General features: G+C 46.0%; 17 protein-coding genes and 1 tRNA gene. 12 read left to right on the forward strand and 6 right to left on the reverse strand.

The genetic code is table 11. The features are described from left to right. Nucleotides 1-158: 158 nt before the first annotated feature. The 10 genes from GCU85_RS00085 (at nucleotide 159) to GCU85_RS00130 (ending at nucleotide 14,406) form a co-directional block, all read left to right on the forward strand. Entirely contained in the window at nucleotides 159-1,076 is a 918-nt protein-coding gene (locus GCU85_RS00085) for an AAA family ATPase (protein ID WP_152808092.1), read from the forward strand. Between the two features lie 154 nt (nucleotides 1,077-1,230). Next, a complete protein-coding gene (locus tag GCU85_RS00090) occupies nucleotides 1,231-2,310 on the forward strand; it encodes a DUF58 domain-containing protein (RefSeq protein ID WP_152808094.1) in 1,080 nt (359 codons plus the stop codon). Next, nucleotides 2,301-4,313: a transglutaminase family protein gene (locus GCU85_RS00095; RefSeq protein ID WP_152808096.1), complete on the forward strand. Its 2,013-nt coding sequence runs from the start codon at nucleotides 2,301-2,303 to the stop codon at nucleotides 4,311-4,313. The genes GCU85_RS00090 and GCU85_RS00095 overlap by 10 nt, the downstream gene beginning before the upstream one ends. Nucleotides 4,314-4,394: 81 nt before the next feature. Then, entirely contained in the window at nucleotides 4,395-5,435 is a 1,041-nt protein-coding gene (locus GCU85_RS00100; protein WP_152808098.1) for an ABC transporter permease subunit, read from the forward strand. Next, nucleotides 5,428-7,269, forward strand: coding sequence for an extracellular solute-binding protein (locus tag GCU85_RS00105; protein ID WP_152808100.1), 1,842 nt, complete (start codon nucleotides 5,428-5,430; stop codon nucleotides 7,267-7,269). The genes GCU85_RS00100 and GCU85_RS00105 overlap by 8 nt, the downstream gene beginning before the upstream one ends. A gap of 54 nt (nucleotides 7,270-7,323) precedes the next feature. Next, a complete protein-coding gene (locus GCU85_RS00110) occupies nucleotides 7,324-8,211 on the forward strand; it encodes an ATP-binding cassette domain-containing protein (protein ID WP_218110434.1) in 888 nt (295 codons plus the stop codon). Nucleotides 8,212-8,214: 3 nt separating this feature from the next. Then, the gene (locus GCU85_RS00115; RefSeq protein ID WP_152808105.1) at nucleotides 8,215-9,015 is read left to right on the forward strand and encodes an ATP-binding cassette domain-containing protein; all 801 of its coding nucleotides are present in this window, start codon (nucleotides 8,215-8,217) and stop codon (nucleotides 9,013-9,015) included. 201 nt (nucleotides 9,016-9,216) lie between these two features. Further along, a complete protein-coding gene (locus tag GCU85_RS00120) occupies nucleotides 9,217-11,328 on the forward strand; it encodes a RelA/SpoT family protein (protein ID WP_152808107.1) in 2,112 nt (703 codons plus the stop codon). A gap of 163 nt (nucleotides 11,329-11,491) precedes the next feature. Continuing rightward, nucleotides 11,492-11,941, forward strand: a complete 450-nt coding sequence (locus GCU85_RS00125; protein ID WP_152808109.1) for a hypothetical protein — start codon at nucleotides 11,492-11,494, stop codon at nucleotides 11,939-11,941. A gap of 119 nt (nucleotides 11,942-12,060) precedes the next feature. Next, nucleotides 12,061-14,406: a YgiQ family radical SAM protein gene (locus GCU85_RS00130; RefSeq protein ID WP_152808652.1), complete on the forward strand. Its 2,346-nt coding sequence runs from the start codon at nucleotides 12,061-12,063 to the stop codon at nucleotides 14,404-14,406. Between the two features lie 284 nt (nucleotides 14,407-14,690). Here GCU85_RS00130 and GCU85_RS00135 read toward each other — a convergent pair whose 3' ends face one another. The 5 genes from GCU85_RS00135 to glmM form a co-directional block, all read right to left on the reverse strand. Further along, entirely contained in the window at nucleotides 14,691-15,497 is an 807-nt protein-coding gene (locus GCU85_RS00135; RefSeq protein WP_152808111.1) for a DUF4852 domain-containing protein, read from the reverse strand. Between the two features lie 263 nt (nucleotides 15,498-15,760). Then, nucleotides 15,761-15,845 (reverse strand) — tRNA-Leu (locus GCU85_RS00140). 85 nt (nucleotides 15,846-15,930) lie between these two features. Continuing rightward, complete coding sequence (secG, locus tag GCU85_RS00145) at nucleotides 15,931-16,512, reverse strand: preprotein translocase subunit SecG (RefSeq protein WP_152808113.1); 582 nt, start codon at nucleotides 16,510-16,512, stop codon at nucleotides 15,931-15,933. Nucleotides 16,513-16,514: 2 nt separating this feature from the next. Further along, entirely contained in the window at nucleotides 16,515-17,294 is a 780-nt protein-coding gene (gene tpiA, locus GCU85_RS00150) for a triose-phosphate isomerase (RefSeq protein ID WP_152808115.1), read from the reverse strand. After that, nucleotides 17,291-18,643 carry a phosphoglucosamine mutase gene (glmM, locus tag GCU85_RS00155; protein WP_152808117.1) on the reverse strand — a complete coding sequence of 451 codons (1,353 nt, stop codon included), beginning with the start codon at nucleotides 18,641-18,643 and terminating at the stop codon, nucleotides 17,291-17,293. Before glmM ends, tpiA begins: the two co-directional genes overlap by 4 nt. A gap of 435 nt (nucleotides 18,644-19,078) precedes the next feature. On the opposite strand from glmM, the gene dapD reads away from it, so the two are divergent. Both dapD and GCU85_RS00165 read left to right on the forward strand, forming a co-directional pair. Beyond that, nucleotides 19,079-19,921, forward strand: coding sequence for a 2,3,4,5-tetrahydropyridine-2,6-dicarboxylate N-succinyltransferase (gene dapD, locus GCU85_RS00160; RefSeq protein ID WP_152808119.1), 843 nt, complete (start codon nucleotides 19,079-19,081; stop codon nucleotides 19,919-19,921). A 104-nt stretch (nucleotides 19,922-20,025) separates the two neighbouring features. Continuing rightward, entirely contained in the window at nucleotides 20,026-20,472 is a 447-nt protein-coding gene (locus tag GCU85_RS00165; protein ID WP_152808121.1) for an arsenate reductase family protein, read from the forward strand. Between the two features lie 12 nt (nucleotides 20,473-20,484). On the opposite strand, the gene leuA is transcribed toward GCU85_RS00165, so the two are convergent. Beyond that, the gene (gene leuA / locus GCU85_RS00170) at nucleotides 20,485-22,158 is read right to left on the reverse strand and encodes a 2-isopropylmalate synthase (protein WP_152808123.1); all 1,674 of its coding nucleotides are present in this window, start codon (nucleotides 22,156-22,158) and stop codon (nucleotides 20,485-20,487) included. Between the last annotated feature and the right edge of the window lie 136 nt (nucleotides 22,159-22,294).

Raw genomic sequence — 22,294 nt, forward strand, 5'->3', positions numbered from 1 at the left:
CAGCAGGGGTGCGCTAGGAAATGGATGAAGCAGCGCATGGACGGGGCGCATGGACGGGGCGCAACATGAACAAAAATTTAATTAAAATCCCTCTTAATGTATGGGTTTATCATTTATAATGCGCAACTTGTTGATTAACCATTACAGAGCCATCGTTTATGACAGCGCAATTACGAGAGTTAGAATCTTCCCTGAATCAAATCATCGTGGGTAAACCAGAGCAAGTTCGTTTGGCGTTGGTTTGTTTGCTGGCGCGCGGGCATTTGTTGATAGAGGACTTGCCTGGTGCGGGCAAAACAACGCTAGCCAAAGCATTTGCCGCATTGATGGGGCTGGACAATAACCGCATCCAATTTACGGCGGATTTATTGCCAGCTGATATTACGGGTGCGATGATTTATCAGGTCAATACGCATGAATTCACTTTGCAAAAAGGACCCATTTTTACCAATATCTTATTGGCAGATGAGATCAATCGCGCTTCCCCCAAATGCCAATCGGCATTACTTGAGGCGATGGAAGAGCGACAAATTTCTATCGAAGGACAAACGTTGACGTTAGCGGCCCCATTTTTTGTTATTGCAACCCAAAATCCATCGGATCAATATGGTACGTATCCACTGCCAGAATCACAGTTGGATCGATTTTTGTTTCGCATTTCACTGGGCTATTTGGATGCCAGTGCGGAATTATCCGTGCTGATGGGGCAAGACCGCGCGACGCAATTACAGCAAACGCAACCATTAATGAGCCAATCTGCCTTGTTGGCATTACAAGCACAAGTGGAGACGGTTTTTGTCTCTGAGGCAATTGCCAATTATGTCCGTGCACTGCTGCAAGCCACACGCCACCATGAGCGTTTTTTGCACGGTCTATCAACGCGTGCTGGGCTGGCTTTGATGCGCGCAGCGCAAGCGTATGCGTTTGTTTGTGAGAAAAAATCAGTGTATCCTGAGCATGTGCAGGCGGTTTTTCCTGCGGTGGCTTACCATCGGTTAATTGCTAAAAACAATACGAATTCGGCGCACCATGAACAAGTGATGAAAATCCTCGCAGAGGTCGAGTTGGGGCTTTAGGCTTTGCGTTGATATCGGTTACGTGTTGTATCGGTTCGTGTTGCATCGGCTAACTTTGTGGGTGATTAACGCATCCGCCAAATGCCTGTCAAAACCGTTATTGAAGCGTTATTAAACTACCAGAGAATTTGTTATTTATCGTGAATTATTTATCGTGAATGCATCATTTGTCGTCAAATTAAAGCAATGGATTAATCAGTGGTCAGGGTCGTCTCCAGACAACAAAGCCGCCCAAGGTGATGCCGCTTTGCCCCAGGGAACAACGCCTAACTCCGCAAGCGGCGTGCACAAGCTAGATAAGCACCGTCCTTTTATTAAACGACTCACCACCGTCGTGCCCGCAGGTGAGCGTATCGACCTGTCAATGCGCCGCGCCTATATATTGCCAACACTAAAAGGCGTGTATTTTGCAATAACGGTGGTGATTTTATTTATTTGGTCGACCAACTATGCCTTGTCGCTGGGTTATGCCATTACTTTTTTATTGGCTATTCTGGGCTTAGCGATTGCGGTGCTGACCGTGAAAAATTTAGCAAGCGTTTCATTGAGCGCAATGGGTGATTCGCACTATTTTGCGGGCGAAGCCGCGTTTTTTTATTTACAACTTCATGGTGTGGAAAATACAGGGGCTATCGCCATTAGCGCCCGTCGCAATGGTCTGTTTTCTGCGCCAGTTTGTGTGCAAGCAGGCGAGCAAACTAAACTGGCCGTGCCGTTAGATGATAACACGCGCGGTCGTAAAACGCTGACTCACGTAAGGATTAGTAGTGACTACCCAATCGGAATTTTTTGTAGCTGGGTGTGGCTGCATTTTGATACGCAAATCGTCATCTACCCAAAGCCACAGGGCGGTATTGCGTTAACACAAATACTGCGCCGTGCAGGTGTTGAGGCTGGTGGTCTCAATCGTGATGGTACAGAGGATTTTATGCAGTTAAGCGACTATCAATTGGGCGATAACTTACGGCAGATGGTCTGGAAAAAAGCCGCGTTAGGGGTTTTGCAAATTAAACGATTTCAAGGTGGCAGCGGTGTCGATTGTCTGTTGGATTTTCATGACCCAATACTGGCTGATTTGTCATTAGAAGCCAAACTCTCTCAGTTGTGCCAATGGGCGCTTGATGCTGAAAAACAAGGCGTTCGTTATGGGCTGTTGCTGCCCACGCAAACCATCGCGACTAACCGTGGCGCATCGCATCAACGCCAAGTACTGGAAGCGCTCGCATGTTTTTAAGCCAACTTAAACGTCTAGACATACCGCGTGCCAAAGATTTATCATCATCTCAGTTGTTTCAACTGATGCTCGCTTATGGCTTAATTAGTTTACCGTTAATTCGACTGTTTCCGATGTGGTTGACGGGGGTTGTTTTGCTGACGCTGACGCTAAAAGCCGTATCAATCGCCTTTCGCCTGACGATTAGCAAATGGATTGCATTGGCGATTTTGATTGGCGCGATTGGATTAGTGGTTGTTAATTTTAATCAGTTTGGCAAAGAGTACGCAGGGCTTGCCTTGTTATTTGTGTTTGCGTCGCTAAAACTATTAGAGGCGAAAGAATCCCGCGATGCCTTTTTGCTGATGCTGATTTATTGCTTGTTAATCATGGGTGCGTTAATGGCAAATAAGCATTTTTTTAATTTTATTTATTTAGTGATTTGTCTGCTGTTTGTTGTGCTAATGCAATGGCGGATTGATACACCGCAATCGGCGCGTATGAGCTGGGGTAAACAAAGTGGTGCCTTGTTTAAGCTATTAATCATTAGTTTGCCTTTTGTGGTTGGATTATTTTACTTGTTTCCTCGATTTCAACCGTTGTGGGCGCAGCCCAGCCGACCCACGGCAAACACGGGGCTGTCGGATGAAATGACGCCGAATTCGCTGACACAGTTGGTTCAAGATGGGGGATTGGCTTTTCGTGTGCAATTTGATGGTGATGCCCCGCCTGCTAACCAACAGTATTGGCGCGGGCCTGTGTTGACGCAGTTTGATGGCAAAACGTGGCGGCGTAGCCGTTTTACCAATCAACCGCCACCGACCTTACAAGTCAACCCTGACAGTCAAATACGTTATACGATGGTGCACGACGGAGAAACCAATCGTTGGCTAGTGCCGCTTGATTTGCCAGGTGAGATTCCGTCTGGTGCCGAGATGAATCGTCAATTTGAGATGTTGGCGTCGCGTGATTTAGTGCAGCCTAAACAATTTCCGATGATGTCTTACGCGCGCTATTCACTGACTGATATCAATGCGCGTGAACGCGAATTTCTGACCCAGATTCCGCAAAATATCTACCCCAAAACATTAGCCTTGGCACGCGAATTGCGCCAAGCCAGCGCAACATCAATGGATTTTGTTAACGCAACGTGGCAGTATTTTCGTGATAATGAATTTTATTATGATTTAGAGCCACCGCCAGGCAATGATGATATGGATCGGTTTTTATTTACCAATCGGGTCGGGTATTGCGAACACTATGCGAGCGTTTTTGCCTTTATGATGCGCAGTCAAGGCATTCCCACCCGTGTTGTCACTGGCTATCAAGGTAGTGAATACAATCCGATTGCAAAAGAGTACGAAGTGCGCCAGCTACATGCGCATGCATGGACAGAGGTTTATATCGATGGGCAAGGTTGGATACGCATCGACCCAACCGCAGCCGTTGCCCCCGATCGAATTAGTCGCGCCGATATTGCCAATAGCGTGAGAAATAGCGATGCGTTATCATTTGGCGATCGCTGGCAAAATCAATCGGAAACGGTTAAACGACTGGGGCAATCATTGCGTGCGTTAAATAGTTTTTGGCAAAACTGGGTGATTAACTATGATGAGGACAAGCAAAACTCGTTGTGGCAAAAGCTGGGCTTGGAAAAAATAAAATATGTGGTGTGGTTATTTTTTATTTTGGTGATGCTACCGCTTGTGGGCGGTGTGCTTTTTTGGCTGTCTCGACTGCGTCAACAGCGTCTCAAAGACCCAGTACAAAAAATGTTACAACCCTTTATGCAACGATTGGCAAAGCATGGTATCATCAAGTCGCCGTCTGATTCATTAATGGCTTTGGTGTTAGCGCATGAAGCAGAATTAGGCGATTGTTATTCGGCGGCTTTGGCGGTGGCGTATAGTCATCAGCAGTTACGCTATGAGATGAATATGGGTACTAAATCAGTAGAAAAAGCCAGTTTGGCACGCCTGCAACAACACGTTGATGATTTTATACAAATGAAAATGGCCAAGTAACGAGGTCAAGTAACCAGGTCAAGTGACAGGGCGAAACAACGGGGCGAAACAACGGGGCGAAACAACAGGGTGAATTAACGGATGTCAAGTATTACGGCAGAGCGCATCAAGCGCTTTAAATCGATTAAGCGAGGTTATTATTCGGCATGGGCTTTGTTGGTGTTGTTTTTTTTATCACTCGGTGCCGAGCTGATTGCCAATAACCGTGCGTTACTCGTCAAATACCAAGACCAGTACTATTTTCCGATTTATGGCAAAGTACTCAGTGGCGAGACGTTTGGTTTGCCTTATGCCTATGAAACCAATTACCGTGAGTTGCAACAGCAATTCGCTGAGAACAGCAGCGGCGATTGGGTGCTGATGCCACCGATTCCTTATGGGCCGATTGAGTCGGATTTGCGCCCTGATTTGTTTGTGCCGACCGCCCCTGATTTTGCCGCCAAACACTATTTAGGCACCGATAACGCAGGCCGTGATGTGTTGGCACGTTTGATTTATGGTTTTCGTTTGGCGTTTTTGTTTGCTTTGCTACTCATGGGGTTGCAGTTTTTAATCGGTGTTTTTTTTGGTGCATTGATGGGCTACTGCGGACGTTTGACCGACTTGATTGGCTTGCGGCTGGTTGAAGTCTGGTCAGCGATTCCTTTTTTATATATTATTATGATTATGGCGGCAGTTGTTCCTCAGCGCGGGTTTTGGGTATTGTTAATCATCATGGCATTGTTTAGCTGGATGGGGATGGCAGAGCTTATTCGGACATCGGTTTATCGTGAGAAAAGCCGTGATTATATTCTGGCTGCTCGCGCGATTGGGGCATCGCATGGCCGTATTATTCTCAGTCATATTTTGCCGAATACAATGGCGGTGATTGTGACCCTATTGCCATTTAGCATTGCAGGTGGTATTTCTGCACTAACGGCGTTGGATTATTTGGGGTTTGGTTTGCCGCCGCCTGCGCCTAGCTGGGGCGAGTTGTTACAGCAAGGTGTAGAACGCTTGGATAAACCGTGGATTGTGTTATCGACGGTGTCGGTGCTATCAGTGGTTTTGGTGTTAGTGACATTTGTGGGTGAGGCGATTCGCGAAGCCTTTGACCCGAGGCGGTTTAGTATTTATGAATGATTTGATGCGTCTGATACTGATAGTTTTTCTACTGGGTACGCAGGCCAATGCTCAGACGATTAAAACACGGGCAGAATTACCCAACGATTTGGTTTGGCAAACGAATACAGACACCCCCATTTTTGCCAGTGAAGCGGCCGTTCGCGGCGGTGTTTTTCGCATGATGATGGATGACTTTCCGCCGACTTTTCGCCGTGTCGGGCCTAACGCCAACTCGAGCTTTCGTAGCTATTTAGACCGCAACCAGCTGAGTTTGATTTCGTTGCATCCACAGACACGAGAGATTATTCCTGAGTTAGCGACACATTGGGCCGTGGGTTCGGATAACCAAACGGCGTATTATCGGCTCAATCGCAAAGCGCGTTGGTCAGATGGAGAGCCAGTGACGGCGGATGATTATTTGTTTACGATGACGTTTATGCGTTCACCGCATATTGTGGCGCCTTGGTATAACAACTATTATACAGAGCAAGTTGTTGATGTCAGAAAATACGATGATTATACGATTTCGGTAAAATTTGCTACCGAGCGCCCTATTGAAGACATCCTGTTAAATACGAGTATTTCGCCGACACCCCAGCACTTTCATCAGCTTGACGAAAACTGGGTGCAGTGGGCTAACTGGCGGATTGAGCCCACAACCGGTGCGTATCAGATTGGACATTTTCGCAAAGGGCGATATATTGATTTTGTGCGGGTGAGTGATTGGTGGGGTGATGATGAGCACTATTTCCGTCATCGCTTTAATGTGGATCGTATTCGTCTCAAAGTCGTTAGAAACCTAAACACCGCCTGGATTATGTTTTTAAAAGGTGATTTAGATTCGTTTGGCTTGGTGTTGCCGGAGTATTGGCATGAGCGCGCTAACCATGAAAAATTTGACAACGGCTGGATCCGTCGGTTTTGGTTTTATAATGAAACACCGCAACCATCCATAGGCTTATTTATCAATTTGGCTGATCCCTTGTTTGCTGATAAACGGGTGCGTGATGCCATTGCCTATAGCCTTAATATCGATAAGATGAACCAAACACTGATGCGGGGTGACTATGACCGCTTGCCCAATTTTCACACCGGTTACGGTGAGTATTCAAACCCCGCAATTCAAGCCAAACCGTTTGATTTAGCTACCGCCAGCAAATTACTAGACGCCGCAGGCTGGCAGCAGCGTGGCGATGACGGTATTCGGCTAAAAAACGAGCAACGATTGAGTTTTCGGGTGAGTTACAGTCAAGCAAACCATACTTCACGGTTGGCACTACTCAAAGAAGAAATGAAAAAAGCAGGTATCGATATGCAGTTGCAATTGCTGACGGGGGCATCGGCGTACCGAAATATTATGGAGAAAAAGCACCAAGTGGCTTGGATGGGTTGGGGCGGTGGTTTGCGACCGGCTTATCGGCAGCATTTTCATTCAGACAATGCGCACAAACCACAGACTAACAATATCACCAATACAGACGATGCGCGAATGGATCGGTTGATTGAGGACTATCGTGCCGCAACGACCAAGCCCGAGCGCATCCGTTTAGCCCACGAGATCCAAGAAAAAATCGTTGACATTGGGGCTTATATTCCAACTTATATGGTGCCTTACACAAGAGAAGCGGCGTGGGCCTATGTGCAATTACCCGATTCGATTGCACCGAAAACAGCCGCCACTTTATTTGACCCAATGGGATTGGGCACACTGTGGATAGACGAATCTATTCGCGAAAAAATAAACAACAAGGTCACCTTGCCAGCAGTGACTGTCATTGATGAACGTTATCGGCTGAAAACTGATGACACAATACCTGCAGCGCCAACGAATGACAATAACCGACGACAATAACCGATGACCGCCAGTGATAAAAATGACCAACAATTCAATAACCAGTTTAATCGAATGAATATATTGAGCGTAAAAGGATTAAGCGTTAGCTTTTTAGCCGAAGACACAGGGCAGTATCAGCCAGTTGTGCACGGGATTGATTTTGCGATTGGTCGTGGTGAAGTGCTGGCGCTAGTCGGTGAATCGGGTTCGGGTAAATCAGTCACAGCGATGTCACTGATTCAATTGCTACCTGCAAATAAGGTACGCATTCAGGCCGATGAAATGCACTATGATAGCGGTGATCATAACGATAACAACGATTTCAACGATAATAACGACTTCGACGCGCACGATGTAGCTAACGCGGACAGTAAGGCAGGGATTGCGCTAAATACGTTAACACCTGATGCACTCCGTGCCATTCGTGGGCGTGAAATTGGCGTCATTTTCCAAGACCCCTTGTCGGCGTTAAACCCCGTTCAACGCGTTGGGCATCAAGTCACCGAAGTTTTTGCCTTACATCGCCACGATATTGCGCCCAAAGATTACGAACGTTGCGTCATTGAGCTGTTTGAAAAAGTAGGTATTAAAGATGCCGCTGAAAAAATCAAAGCTTATCCCCATCAATTGTCAGGCGGTATGCGCCAGCGGGTGATGATTGCCATTGCCTTGGCGGCAAGACCGAAACTATTAATTGCAGACGAGCCAACCACGTCGTTGGATGTGACGATTCAGGCCAAAATTTTAGCATTACTACAAGATTTACAAGCAGAGTATGGAATGAGTTTGTTGTTTATTTCGCATGATTTGGCGGTCGTTCGTGCCATATCGCATCGTGTTGCCGTGATGTACCAAGGTCAGATTGTCGAAGTCAATGAGACGGAAAGGCTGATTAATCAGCCGCAACATCCTTATACCCAAAAATTACTGGCCGCTAGCCGTTTAATTCGTGAGGCGTAATCGATGTCGATTTTAAGTTTACAAAACATCAGTAAAAAATACCCCATTCAGCGCGGCATCTTTAAACGGACGGTGGGGTATGCGTCGATACTTCGTGATGTGAGTTTTACGGTAAACGCAGGTGAAATTCTTGCCATTGTGGGTGAATCGGGGTGTGGTAAATCAACGCTAGCACGGCTAATGATGGGGCTTGAAGCGCCTTCGGGCGGGCAAGTGTTTTATGAGGGAAAACGGATTGACAATTTATCGTATCGCCGACAAATGCCGATTAGGCGTGCTATTCAGTTAGTTTTTCAAGACCCTAGTGCGGCATTGAACGAACGATTTTCAGTCGGGAAACTACTACAAGAACCGCTAGATATTCATCGAATTGGCACGAAAGACGAACGCATGGCTGCCGTTCATCACGCACTAACACAGGTTGAATTGCCGCCAGATTTTAGCGAGCGCTACCCACATGAGCTCTCAGGCGGGCAACGCCAGCGGGTGGCGATAGCCCGTTCGATTATTTTACAACCGTCGTTGTTGTTTTTAGACGAGCCTCTGTCGGCACTGGATGTGTCTTTGCAAGGTCAAATGTTAGCGCTTTTTAAAAAGTTGCAGCAAACCATGGAGCTAACCTTGGTGATTATTTCGCATGATTTAGGGTTGGTTGAGCATTTTTCGACCCGTACTTTGGTGTTGCATTACGGAGAAATCGCTGAATTGCGCGATACTGCCGAATTGTTTGCTGCACCAGAACATGACTATACGAAAACCTTGTTGGCCAGTATCCCGAATCAAATGGGTAAAACACGATTTTAGTCGGTGTACTGACGACAACGGGTACTGTTATTTGGTGAATATCGTCTGCCAATAAAGTGCTAATAAAAGTGCCAATAAAGCAGATTTTTATTTACTATTTGATTTACCACGCTACACTTAAGGAAGCGTAGCGTATTCCTTTATGAATGAAGGGCTAGTGCAGGAAAACAAAGGGTGTGATTTTTAAATGAAGCATTTTAAATGAAGCAATTGTTCGATAACGCATTACTCCAGCCATCACCAGATGCACTGTGTCGGGATTTGGCGGTGTTTTATCCAGATGAAGCCTCGCGGCTCTGTGCGGAAGAAACCGCGCAGCTGCTTGCTAATTTGGGAATGGCGGTCGAAGTTATTCGGGTGGGGTATGTCGGTCGATTAAGGCTGCAACCTGAGGGGTTACCAGCCGCTGCGTGGACGGCGTTAAATGCCGTTGAGCAGTCGCTGGTTACAGAGCTAGAAAAGCTTAATTTAATTGATATTCTTCACGAAAATAAAAACCAAGATATTGAGAAGTTGCGTCAAATGCTGATTGCCATGGCAAACGATATTCGCGTGGTGGTGATTAAACTGGCGCTGCAGCTTGTCGCGATGCGACATTTATCGGAATACCCAGAGGCCAAGCGTCTACAGCTTGCGCTACAAACCCGTGACATTCAAGCCCCCTTGGCCAATCGGTTGGGTATCGCAAAAATCAAGTGGGAATTAGAAGATCTCGCGCTAAAAGCACTAGAGCCGACAACGTATCGATTGATTTCTAGCTCATTATCCGAGCAACGCCGTGAGCGCGAAGCGTATGTGGAGTCTGTCATCCAACAACTACAGACCGAATTAGCAGGCGAAGGAATCACACAGGCAAAAATTTACGGGCGCGCCAAGCATATCAATAGCATTTTTTCTAAAATGAAAAAAAAGCATAAACGGCTTGAGGAAATTTATGACCTATTAGCACTGCGTGTTCAAGTCGATAACTTGCGTGATTGTTATACGGTTTTGGGTATCGTGCATAGTCTATGGCAGCATATTCCATCAGAATTTGATGACTATATTGCCAACCCAAAACCCAATGGCTATCAGTCATTGCACACGGCGGTCGTTGGCCCTGAAGGCAAAACCATCGAAATACAAATCAGGACCCATCAAATGCACGAATTTGCAGAACATGGGGTTGCCGCGCACTGGCGCTACAAAGAAAATAACGCAAAATCGACGGTATCAGAGCAACAAATCAACTGGTTACGCTCATTGATTGCCGAGCCCGATGAAGACCTGGTCGAAGAATTTACGGCAGAAATCGCCGAAGACCGCATTTATGTGATTACGCCTCAGGGTAAAGTCATGGATTTGCCGAATGGTGCCACGGCACTGGACTTTGCCTACCACGTGCATACGGATATCGGGCACCGAACCAAAGGCGCGCGTGTCAATGGTCATATTGTGCCGATTTCACAGGCTTTGCAAACGGGTGATACCGTTGAAATTTTGACAGGCCCCAAAAACCAACCTAGCCGAGATTGGCTGAATTCACAGTATTTAAAATCACCCCGTGCTCGCGCAAAAGTCCGTTATTTTTTTAAACAATTAGAGCGTGATAGGGCCATAGAAGAAGGGCGAGATTTGCTCGAAGGACAATTAAGCCGATTGCATTTTTCACCCAAAGCCAGCGTGTTATTAGATGCGGCAAAACGATTTAATTACAAAACCCTAGAAGATTTACATGCTGCGCTAGGATTCGGAGATTTAGGGTTGGTTGCTGTGGTCAATTATATTGAGCAGCAACACACAAATAATAAAATAGATTTTGATGATATCGAAACGCGGTTGTCGCGCATTCCAATCCGTCACCACAAAAAAAAATCAGGTAGTGTGACGATTGCAGGGATTGATGATTTGTTGATTTCGATGGCGACGTGTTGCAACCCTGTACCACCTGAACCAATCACCGGTTATATTACAAAAACCAAAGGTATTCGCATCCATCGCCATGATTGCAAAAATCTACAAGCAATGGCGATAACGCATCCCGACAATACTATTACCGTGGAGTGGGTGCCAGGGTTGTATGGGTTTTCAACATTGTTGCATATCCAAGGACAAGACCGCATTGGCTTGTTGCGTGATATTTCACAGGCCTTGGTCAATGAAGGAGTCACCATTCAAAAAGCAAACTTCGGACGCGATGAGGATTTAAATATTAACTTGCAAATGCAAATTACCGTGCATGACACCGATCATTTGCACCGAGCGCTTGAAAAAATAAAACAAATAAAAAACATACAATCGGCGATTCGTGTCGAAGGTAGCCTGTCTTCGTAGGAGAAAAGTATGCAATGTTATACACATCACGATAATTCAGCCATAGCGATTTGCAAGCATTGTAGCAAAGGGGTTTCTCGTTTTGGCTGGGATTGCGTGGTATCGTCATCGACAGTTAAATTTGTATTGTTAGTGAAATGAATTAGTGAGATGAATTAGTGCGATGAATAAATTTGCCCTTGTTTTTTTGAGTGGTTGGCTGTTACTGACCAGTTTGTTGCTTGCCGCTTGTTCTGACGAACCCGTTTCGCCAGAATCACAATTGCGTGCTTGGTTATTGCAAATGGAGCGTGCCATCGAGGAAAAAGACCTGTCTACCATTCGCCAGCTAGTCAGTGATGACTACCAAGACGATGCGGGTAATACCAAACAGCAAGCGATGCTCAAGCTCATGGCGCTATTTAAGCACTACGAAAACATTGCCATCAGCCCTAGCGTGACAGAAATTGATGTTAAGGAAGGCTTTGCTCGGCTTGTCGTTGATACACAGTTTTCGCAATCTACGGCATTTGCCGAGTTGGGGCTGGCGGGCAATACCTATCAATTTGTTTTGCTCTTTTCGCCCGACGGTGATGATTGGCGGCTAAATCAGTTAAGCTACCAAGCCAAATAGGATAAAGCCCAGTAACGCAAAATCCAGTAACACAGCAAAAGGGAAAATAGGGCAAAAAATAGGGCGGCAAAATACGACAAATTAAGGTATAATAAGTGTTTGCCGTTATTGATGTTATTATGATTAATCCACTTTTTTCACACAAAAAATATTGGGCGCACCGATTCGGGATTGCGCCAACCTTGCCAATGTCACGCGAGGAAATGGATGCGCTAGGGTGGGATAGTTGCGATATTATTCTAATTAATGGTGATGCTTATATTGATCACCCCAGCTTTGGCGTTGGGTTGATTGGTCGGGTTCTAGAAGCACAAGGGTTTCGTGTCGGTGTCATTGCGCAGCCAGACATTAACAACGACGCTGATTTCCAAGCGTTAGGTAAGCCCAATTTGTATTTTGCCATTTCTGCAGGCAATATGGATTCGATGATTAATCACTACACCAGTGATAAGAAAAAACGTCACAACGATGCCTACACCCCCAACGATGCGTATGACAAACGCCCAGATCGTGCGGTCATTAAGTACACCAATGTGGTTAAAAAATGCTACAAAGATGTCCCCGTTATTATTGGTGGCATCGAGGCAAGCCTGAGACGACTGGCACATTATGATTACTGGAGTGACAAAATTCGGCGCTCGGTATTGCTCGATGCAAAGGCAGACTTGCTGGTCTATGGCAGTGCTGAACGCGCAATTGTTGAGATTTCTCACCGTATTGCCAATGGTCAATCGATTAAAGACTTGTTTGATGTTCGGGGTGTGGCATTTGTCCCAACCAAAATTCCAGATGATTTTGCCATTATCGACTCAAGCGATGTCGATAAGCCGGGCACTATTTCAAAGTTACCCAATCCTTACGATACGCCAGAAGCAGCTGATTGTGAAGTGAAAATGGGTGAGCAAGACGCCAGTTTGTCGGATGCGGCAAGCACAGAAATTCCAGTGTTGTTCTCAAAAAAAATAAAACCTAATCAGTTAAATCGACACAAAACTGTGATTAACTTGCCCAGTTACACCGCGGTTGTCAATAATCCGATTTTGTATGCCCACACCAATCGCGTATTTCATTTAGAAACCAATCCAGGCAACGCGCGGCATCTAATGCAACAGCATGACGGCCGGCGGTTGTGGGTGACGCCGCCGCCCATCCCGTTGTCAACGCCTGAAATGGATGCCGTGTTTGGTTTGCCGTATTCTCGTCGGCCACACCCGACCTATGGCGATGCTAAAATCAGCGCCTACGAAATGATTAAAAATTCGGTGATGATTATGCGTGGCTGTTTTGGTGGGTGTACTTTTTGCTCGATTACGGAGCATGAAGGACGCATTATTCAAAGCCGTTCTGAAGAATCAATCCTCGAGGAAATTGAAAATATTCGCGATAAGACCCCAGGTTTTGCGGGTATTATTTCTGATTTGGGTGGACCAACTGCCAATATGTACCGATTAGGGTGTAAATCTCGTGAGATTGAAAAAAACTGTCGCAAATTGTCGTGTGTTTACCCAGGCATTTGTTCTAATTTGGATACTAACCACCAGCCGTTGATTGCACTATACCGCAAAGCACGCCAAATCAAAGGGGTAAAGCGCGTGTTTGTTGCTTCTGGGTTGCGCTATGACTTGGCGGTGGAGTCCCCCGAATATGTGCGTGAATTGGTCGAGCACCATGTCGGTGGCTATCTAAAAATCGCGCCAGAACACACCGAGCGCGGTCCGCTAGATAAAATGATGAAGCCTGGTATGGGGACGTACGACCGATTTAAAAAATTATTCGAAGAAACATCAAAATCCGTTGGTAAAGAGCAATATTTAATTCCGTATTTTATTGCCGCGCACCCAGGTACTCGCGATGAAGATATGCTTAATCTGGCGGTTTGGTTGAAAAGCAATGGCTTTCGTGCCGACCAAGTGCAGGCCTTTTTACCTAGCCCCATGTCGATTGCGACCGCCATGTGGCACACGGGGTTCAATCCGCTCAAAGGCCTACGTCACAAAGACGAAGTGGTTAGCGCCAAAGATGCCCATACGCGAAAGCTACACAAGGCCTTTTTGCGCTACCATGACCCCGACAATTGGCCATTGCTGCGCGACGCGCTCAAGGCCATGGGGCGCGAAGATTTGATTGGCAACGGCAAAAAACACCTAGTGCCAACCCATCAGCCTAAAAATATCGATAAACCATCTGCGATGAATTCGACTGATGCCAACGGCACAAAAAACCGCAACGGCGCAAAAAATCCCAAAGGCCAGAAACATCGAGCAGTAAAAAAATTCACGACTAAAAATGTCTTTGGCGAATCTGTAGCAACTGACACGGTTAAATCCAGAACAATTAAATCGGGCGCGTCGCCCAAAACATCATCCAAAGCGTCGTCCAAAGCGTCATCTAAACCACCAGCTACAAACAAAACACCGTCAGCAAAGGCTAGCCGCGCTAAGCATCGCGTACAGAAAGTTCGCTAATTTGCTAGGGTTGCGCGCTCGGTTAGGCGTAGAGGTTTTACGGTGTTACTGCTTAGGCAGTGTTGGCTATGCGGTTTGAGTTTTATAGTCTAAAAACTGAGAGCTCAGAGCGAGCAAAGCGGCTATAAAATCAGTCATTTTTTCGCTAGCCATCCTGTTGTGAAGGTTTAAAAAACACAGGAGATGCTTGTTTTTTGTCGTTGATATGCCCTCACCAGAGGATTTGATTTTCAGATGATTTAATTTTCTAGTGAGGGATATTGATTTTAACCAATAGGTGATAGTTAAAGGTTTAGCTCAGCAGGTGTTTCTTCTTTGAATATTTTGTTGTCGTTGCCGAGTATTTCAGCGAGTTTCTCGTGATTAATCTTGCGTCCCAGCTCTTTGCCACGGAAATTGCCTCTTCTGCCAAAGGCTCGGCAGGCGACAATTTCATACATGACGACATTGTCGTGGACGTTATATTTTTTGTGCGCTAAGTGAGAAGGAACTGCAAAAACTTCCACGTCAGCGACACGTTCGAGCTCACCTCTGAAGTCTTTTTCTAGGGTATCAAGAAATTCAGTTGCTAGATCGATATCCATAGGAATGTCTTTAATGAAATCATTGTTAACAAACATTCCGAGTACATCATCTTGGAAACCAGGGTCGGATGAGTAAGTGGTTAGGCCTTTTTGGCTGCTGCCAACACCAGTGCGACTATTGAAAGGCTTGAAATCAACAAAGGCATTAAGATCGGTGTCAAATTCTTCAAAGAAGACTCGTGGTTTATAAAATCGCATCACCGTGGTTTTAGGGTTGATTGCATCAACGCGCTGTTTTAGGTGTGCAATAATGTCATCTTTATGCTTTAGAATTTTAAGCTCATTATCTGACCCTAAAACGTCTTTAAAGCTGACGTCATCGGCAAAGTCAAAATAGCGGGTATAATTGACGTAATAATCGTCGTAATCAAAGCCGATGCCTTCGTCTTGCATCATCTTTAATTGGAGTAAATTCATCTGCTGCCAAAGTGGGTTTGGCTCATTAGCTAAAGCATTTGCACTTAGTGTTAGGGAAAGGAATGCAATGCAGGTCTTTAATAATTTCATCGTACCTCCGTTGTGGTCTGTATATGTGGGTTAAATCCAACAGCATCATACCAAAAATTAAACGGACTTACCATCAAAGGATGGCGTTAATCCTATTAAAAAAGATGGGTTGAGGAAAGCTGGATGCCATGATGATATTGAATGATTTCAAGGTCAGTGTCGAGGATTTTGTCGTAATTTTTTAACGGTATTGGCCTAAAATTGCCGTAGACTTAAAAAAAATCCATTTAACCAGCTGTTTTTAAGTTACATTATTCAGTAAGTGGTGCCGTCGGAGGGACTCGAACCCTCACAGCTTTCGCTACTACCCCCTCAAGATAGCGTGTCTACCAATTCCACCACGACGGCATGTTTGTCTAACGTTTTTGTCTAACGTGTTTGTCTAAACTGTTTATTTAAATGGTTTATCTAAATCTAAAGTGTCAATTGACAGTTATGAACCACTGGTACTGGTTGTGTCTGAGGCGCTGTCTTCAGTGGTACTTTCTTCAGTCGTGCTGTCTTCGGCTGAGCTGTCATCTGCCGTATTGGCTTTTGTCTCTTGTGATTCTGGCGCTAATGTGTCGGTGGCTGTATCCACTGGTGCATTTTCTGATGCATCTACTGCTGACTCAATCTCTGATTCAGCCTCTGGGTCAATCCCTGGCTCAACCTCTGGGGTAGGCACAGCTGGTACGGTTTCCTGAGCATCGCCAGCTTCGCCATCGATATCACCGAGTTGCGGTACTTCACTTGCTGCTGGTTGTGTGGTGAGTATGCTACCCGTGATGGCATTATTGCTTCGTGCGACCAAAACGGCAATGGTCAAGGCGAACAGGATGGCAATAATCGCGGTTGTTTTGAAAAAGAAGGTATTGCCCCCTTTGGCACCAAAGACGGTACTTGATGCGCCCGCACCGCCGCCGCCACCGCTAAATGCGCCTAAGCCACCTTCTTTGGGTTGTTGTATCAAAATAATTGAAACCAATGCAATGCCAAGTAGCACCACTAGAATTCGTAAAATGTTTGCATCCATGGTTAATATGCCTTAATAATTTGCTTAAATGAATCGATTTTTAAAGAAGCCCCGCCGACTAGTGCCCCATCAACATTAGGGCATTTAAATATTGCTGACGCATTATCAGGGTTGACGCTTCCACCATATAGTATTCTTAAATCGCGGGCAATTGTATCATTATTTTGGGTGAAAATGCTACGAATCTTTTGATGGATTTTCTCGATGTCGTCGATTGACGGGGTTCGTCCTGTTCCAATCGCCCACACAGGTTCATAAGCGATAATTATTTGCTGTTTTTGATTTTCGCTGAGTTTTTCGATGGCTAAAGCCAATTGCTCGGTCAATACGTCGGTGGTTTTTCCTTGTTGGTTGTCTTGGTCTTGTTCGCCAATGCAAAGAATAGGGGTGATGCCGTGATTGAATGCAGCGGTGATTTTTTCATAAATCACGGCGTTGGTTTCAGCGAAATATTGTCTGCGTTCAGAATGTCCCAAGATGACATGTTGACAGTTCATGTCGCGTAGCATTGCCATCGAAATCTCGCCTGTGTAAGCGCCATTGTCATGTTGACTGGCGTCTTGAGCTGCCAGTGAAAATGGGGTGGCTAAATTGCTGGACTGCTGTGCCAAGTTGGCTTGTGCTAAATCTAAATAGATAGCAGGTGGTGCAAAAACGACTTCTACTGGTTTGGTGCCAGGTGTTTCTGCCGCGAAAGTGGCGAGTGCATTAACAAATTGGGTGACTTCTGTGTGGGTGCCGTTCATTTTCCAGTTGGCTGCGATGATACCTTTGCGCATCATGGGTTCTCCATTCGTTTGATCTGATTGACTAAGACGGCAAGGGTCTCAGTGACGGTTTTTTCTTGGGTAGCCTCGACCATGACGCGAATTTTTTCTTCGGTGCCTGATGCACGAATGAGTACGCGGCCTTCGTTGCCAAGCTGTTGGTTGGTATCGGTAATGGTTTGTTGTAGTGTTTTGTCTGACATAATACGGTGCTTGTCTTTGACGGCGATATTTTCGAGTTTAAGTGGGTAGAGCTGATAATTTGCGAGCAGTTGATTTATCGTTTTTCCTGTGATGAGCAAGGTCTCAAGAACCTGTAGTGCCGCAATAATCCCATCGCCTGTGGTGAGTTTGTCGAGACAGATGATATGTCCTGATGATTCGCCGCCCAGTTGCCAGCCGTTTGCGACCAAGGTTTCCATCACATGACGGTCACCGACATTGGCTCGGGCAAAGGCAATGCCAAGTGCTTTGATGGCATTTTCGGTGCCGATATTGGTCATAACCGTACCCACCACCCCTTCAATGGGTTGTTGTTGGTATTGCCGCCCCACGGCGATAAGGTATAAAATCGCATCACCGTCAAGGAGGTTGCCTTGGCCATCGACCATAATCACGCGATCGCCATCCCCATCAAAAGCAATGCCTACATTTGCTTGATGTTGGCGAACGTGTGCCGATAACTGATTGGGTGATGTCGAGCCGCAGTTTTCATTAATATTAAGCCCATTGGGGTCGACAGACAAAGGGATAACCTGTGCGCCTAATTCACGAAATACACTGGGTGCGACCTGATAAGTTGCGCCATTAGCGCAATCCAGCACAATCGTTAAGTGAGATAAATCAAGTCGAGACGATAGTGTGGATTTGCAAAATTCAATATAACGGCCTTTGGCGTCTTCGACTCGCTTGGCTTTGCCTATGGCGGCTGAATCAACAACGACGATTGGTTTTTCGAGTTGTAATTCGATTTGGGCTTCTAAGTCATCGTCTAATTTACGTCCATGTTCTGAGAAAAACTTAATGCCATTATCGTAATAAGGGTTGTGCGAGGCACTGACCACCACACCCGCGCAAGCATGAAAAGTTCGCGTTAAGTAAGCAATAGCGGGTGTTGGAATAGGGCCGAGTAGCGCCACATCGACACCAGCTGCTGCAAAGCCAGACTCTAGGGCGGATTCAATCAGGTAGCCAGAAATTCGCGTGTCTTTTCCTATGAGCACTTTGGGTTTGGTTGATTTGTTCCAGTGAGATTGAAAGACGCATCCCGCCGCGTAACCGAGTTTGAGGGCGAATTCAGGCGTAATTAGGCTGTCTCCCACTTTTCCACGAATGCCATCAGTACCAAAATAATGTTTGCTCATAAGCTCATAAGGCTAGGTATAGCCGTTTTATCCAAAGGTAGGTTGTTTATGAATTGCGCTTAGTTGACGTGACGACGGCAATGCCGCCAACGTGTGACACTAAGCCAACCAACGACCCATGCATCGAAACTAACAAAAAACTAATAGCGAAACTAATAGCAAAACCAATACACAGGCTAATGTGAGCCGCATTTTACCATAAACGATAAGATTTTTTGATTTTTGTTTTTTGCGAACAGTTTTTGCGAACAACTTTTTGACAACAGCGCTTGGGTGGGGTAAATTGCCTAGAGGATTACCTAAAGATTGCCTAAGCGCTTGCCTAAGCGGTTACTTAAGAAATTACCTAGGCGATCGCTGAGGATATGTCGATACAGGTAATTAATACAGGCAATTAAGTTTAACGTTAATAAGAAAAATCGGTGGATTGATACCATGTTGCAATTAGACAATTTAAAGAATTTAGAAACGACAATCAATGATGCATTTGAGCAGCGTGAAACCATCAGCGCAAACGATACGGCTGTGGTTGAGGCGGTCAATGAAGTCATTGAATTATTGGAGTCAGGGCAGGTCCGTGTCGCATCACCAGCCGCATCACCAGCTGAATCAGGCTGGCAGGTTAATGAGTGGCTTAAAAAAGCGGTTTTGTTATCCTTTCGATTGCAAGACAATCGTTTGATTACAGATGGCTACACCAATTATTATGATAAAGTGGCGTGTAAATATTCGCACTACCGCGAGTCAGACTTTGCGGCCGCTGGTGTGCGCGTTGTGCCACCAGCCAATGCGCGTCGGGGAACCTATATCGCAAAAAATGTCGTCCTCATGCCAAGTTACACCAACATCGGTGCTTACATTGATGAGGGAACTATGGTCGATACTTGGGCAACAGTGGGGTCGTGCGCGCAAATCGGCAAAGGCGTGCATTTGTCAGGTGGTGTCGGCATTGGTGGCGTATTAGAGCCACTACAAGCTGCACCGACGATTATCGAAGACCATTGTTTTATCGGCGCACGATCTGAGATTGTTGAAGGCGTTATTGTTGAAAAAGGCAGTGTCATCTCGATGGGTGTTTATATCGGGCAGTCCACCAAAATTTTTAACCGACAAACGGGCGAGGTCAGCTACGGACGCGTTCCTGCTGGTTCGGTGGTTGTGCCTGGCAGTTTGCCTGCCAAAGACGGCAGCCATAGCCTGTACTGCGCTGTCATTATCAAGCAAGTCGACGAAAAAACGCGTTCCAAAACGGGCATTAACGAATTGTTGCGCGACTAACGCATTGGCTAACGTAATTGCTAATGTATTTATCTGGCGCATTGATACCGCATGTTTGCCCATGCTGGTCTATATTTGCCGCTTATAGGCAGTAGCACGAGATAATGGGTAACCAGCGTCACGAAGAAACGATGCTTTATGGCATTAAAAATTGCGATAGCGTGAAAAAAGCCATCGCATTTTTTGATAGCCATCAAGTCCCCTTTACCTTTATTGATCTGAAATCGACTGCTTTGCCAGCGTCTTTACTGGCTGACTGGCTGCGACAAGCTCCCGATCAACTGATTAATCGGCGCTCGACAACCTATCGGTCGATAAAAGCCGATTGGGCGGCGGCGCTCTTGCATGCTGAGGGAGAGGCGGTGAATAATTCCGCCGATAATGCAGCCGATAATACCGCTGATAACGTTGCCGATAACGCGGCAATTATTGACTTAATCCAAGCAAACCCGACAGTGCTTAAACGACCCATTATTACGCAAGGTAATCGGGTCGTGGCGGTTGGGTTTTCAGCGGTCGAGTATAAGCAACGTTTTCTAGTGCCTAGCTAATAGTTCTAATGCCTAGCTAATAGTCCTAATAGCCGCATTGACGGCTTGTGTCGTTGCTTGTAGCATGGCGGTAACGGTGTCATGATTTTTGGCAGCACCTGCGTGAACGTTGCCGTCAATATTGACTTGAACGTAGGCGATGGCTTCTGCACGTGTCCCTGCAGAGAGTGCGTGTTCGCTGTAATTTAGGATGCGAATGTTTTTATCGGTTAGTGCCTCTAACGCCCGCACATAAGCCGTCAATGTGCCGTTACCTTCACCGTGGATGGTGTGTCGTTTTTCGTTGACGTCAATCGTTGCCTCGATAGCATCGCCGCGATCGGATTGCCGTTTGATATTAAAATCATGTAAGGTATAAGGCTGGTTTTGTTGCATATAGGCTTGTTCAAATAACGCCCAGATTTGCGTGTTGCTGAGCTCGCTTGCGCAATCTTCGGACATTTTTTGTACCGCTTGACTGAAATCAATTTGCATCCAACGGGGTAATTCAATACAGTAGTCGCGCTGCAAAACATAAGCCACGCCGCCCTTGCCAGATTGGCTGTTAATGCGAACGACATCCTGATAGCTGCGCCCAATATCGCGAGGGTCAATCGGCAGGTAGGCGATTTCCCAGCTGTCGGAATGGGTAGCATGGCGTTGGTCTAGGCATTTTTTGATGGCATCTTGGTGAGAGCCTGAAAATGCCGTAAAAACTAACTCACCCGCGTAGGGGTGGCGAGGATGCACGGGTAAATGAGTAAACGCGGTGACAGACTGGACAATTTCAGACATATTTGAAAAATCCAGCGTTGGGTCAATGCCTTGGCTATAAAGGTTCATTGCCATGGTGACAATATCCATATTGCCCGTGCGTTCGCCATTGCCAAATAAGGTGCCTTCGATACGGTCAGCGCCAGCGAGCAGGCCTAATTCAGCTGCGGCGACAGCACAGCCTCTGTCGTTGTGGGTATGTAAACTGACGCTGACGTATTCGCGTGACGGGAATTGATTGCAAAAATATTCGACTTGATCGGCAAATAAATTCGGGGTTGACGCTTCTACGGTGGCGGGCAGATTGATAATGACCGCTTGGCCTGTCTCGGGGCGCCAGACGCGGCACACGGCTTCGCAAACGCTGACAGCATAATCGGTCTCGGTCTGTGAAAAACTCTCTGGAGAATATTGGAAGATCCATTCTGTATCGGGGTATTTTTTGGCGTATTGTTGGACTAGGGTTGCGCCAGCAACGGCGATATCTTGGATTTCTGTTGTGGATTTTTGAAAAACTTTTTCGCGTTGCACGCGAGAAGTTGAGTTATAGACATGCACAATCGCACGTTTTACCCCGACAAGCGATTCAAAAGTTTTTTCAATCAAATGCTCACGCGCCTGTACCAGTACCTGGATGGTAACGTCGTCAGGAATACGGTTTTCTTCGATAAGTTGTCGATGAAAATCAAATTCGGTTTGTGAGGCGGAGGGAAACCCCGTTTCAATTTCCTTAAAACCACAATCAACCAGAATATCAAAATAACGGAGTTTCTGATTGATATTCATGGGGTCAATCAGGGCTTGATTGCCATCGCGTAGGTCAACGCTACACCATGTGGGTGCGGTTTGGATGGCGTTATCGGGCCACTGGCGCGACTGCATAGGTGGTGCAAAGTCAAATGCAGGATATTTGCGAAAATTATAATCAGTCATAGTCGTTTATTGGGTTGTTTCTTGGATTGTTTATTGCGTCGTTAAATTAATGTGTATAGTAAATGTATACTTAAATGTGTATTAGTCTGCCTATTATAATCTAGGTTAGCTGTGTTTTATGACTAAAGTGACAGCT

This window comes from Ostreibacterium oceani, assembly GCF_009362845.1.
GTDB classification, from domain to species: domain Bacteria; phylum Pseudomonadota; class Gammaproteobacteria; order Cardiobacteriales; family Ostreibacteriaceae; genus Ostreibacterium; species Ostreibacterium oceani.

What these genes read in the sequence shown, in the direction of transcription:
- GCU85_RS00085 (WP_152808092.1), top strand. Translation starts at nt 159, where the DNA reads ATGACAGCGCAATTACGAGAGTTAGAATCTTCCCTGAATCAAATCATC.
- GCU85_RS00095 (WP_152808096.1), top strand. Translation starts at nt 2,301, where the DNA reads ATGTTTTTAAGCCAACTTAAACGTCTAGACATACCGCGTGCCAAAGAT.
- GCU85_RS00100 (WP_152808098.1), top strand. Translation starts at nt 4,395, where the DNA reads ATGTCAAGTATTACGGCAGAGCGCATCAAGCGCTTTAAATCGATTAAG.
- GCU85_RS00105 (WP_152808100.1), top strand. Translation starts at nt 5,428, where the DNA reads ATGAATGATTTGATGCGTCTGATACTGATAGTTTTTCTACTGGGTACG.
- GCU85_RS00110 (WP_218110434.1), top strand. Translation starts at nt 7,324, where the DNA reads ATGAATATATTGAGCGTAAAAGGATTAAGCGTTAGCTTTTTAGCCGAA.
- GCU85_RS00115 (WP_152808105.1), top strand. Translation starts at nt 8,215, where the DNA reads ATGTCGATTTTAAGTTTACAAAACATCAGTAAAAAATACCCCATTCAG.
- GCU85_RS00120 (WP_152808107.1), top strand. Translation starts at nt 9,217, where the DNA reads ATGAAGCAATTGTTCGATAACGCATTACTCCAGCCATCACCAGATGCA.
- GCU85_RS00125 (WP_152808109.1), top strand. Translation starts at nt 11,492, where the DNA reads ATGAATAAATTTGCCCTTGTTTTTTTGAGTGGTTGGCTGTTACTGACC.
- GCU85_RS00130 (WP_152808652.1), top strand. Translation starts at nt 12,061, where the DNA reads ATGATTAATCCACTTTTTTCACACAAAAAATATTGGGCGCACCGATTC.
- GCU85_RS00135 (WP_152808111.1), bottom strand. Translation starts at nt 15,497, where the DNA reads ATGAAATTATTAAAGACCTGCATTGCATTCCTTTCCCTAACACTAAGT.
- secG (WP_152808113.1), bottom strand. Translation starts at nt 16,512, where the DNA reads ATGGATGCAAACATTTTACGAATTCTAGTGGTGCTACTTGGCATTGCA.
- tpiA (WP_152808115.1), bottom strand. Translation starts at nt 17,294, where the DNA reads ATGATGCGCAAAGGTATCATCGCAGCCAACTGGAAAATGAACGGCACC.
- glmM (WP_152808117.1), bottom strand. Translation starts at nt 18,643, where the DNA reads ATGAGCAAACATTATTTTGGTACTGATGGCATTCGTGGAAAAGTGGGA.
- dapD (WP_152808119.1), top strand. Translation starts at nt 19,079, where the DNA reads ATGTTGCAATTAGACAATTTAAAGAATTTAGAAACGACAATCAATGAT.
- GCU85_RS00165 (WP_152808121.1), top strand. Translation starts at nt 20,026, where the DNA reads ATGGGTAACCAGCGTCACGAAGAAACGATGCTTTATGGCATTAAAAAT.
- leuA (WP_152808123.1), bottom strand. Translation starts at nt 22,158, where the DNA reads ATGACTGATTATAATTTTCGCAAATATCCTGCATTTGACTTTGCACCA.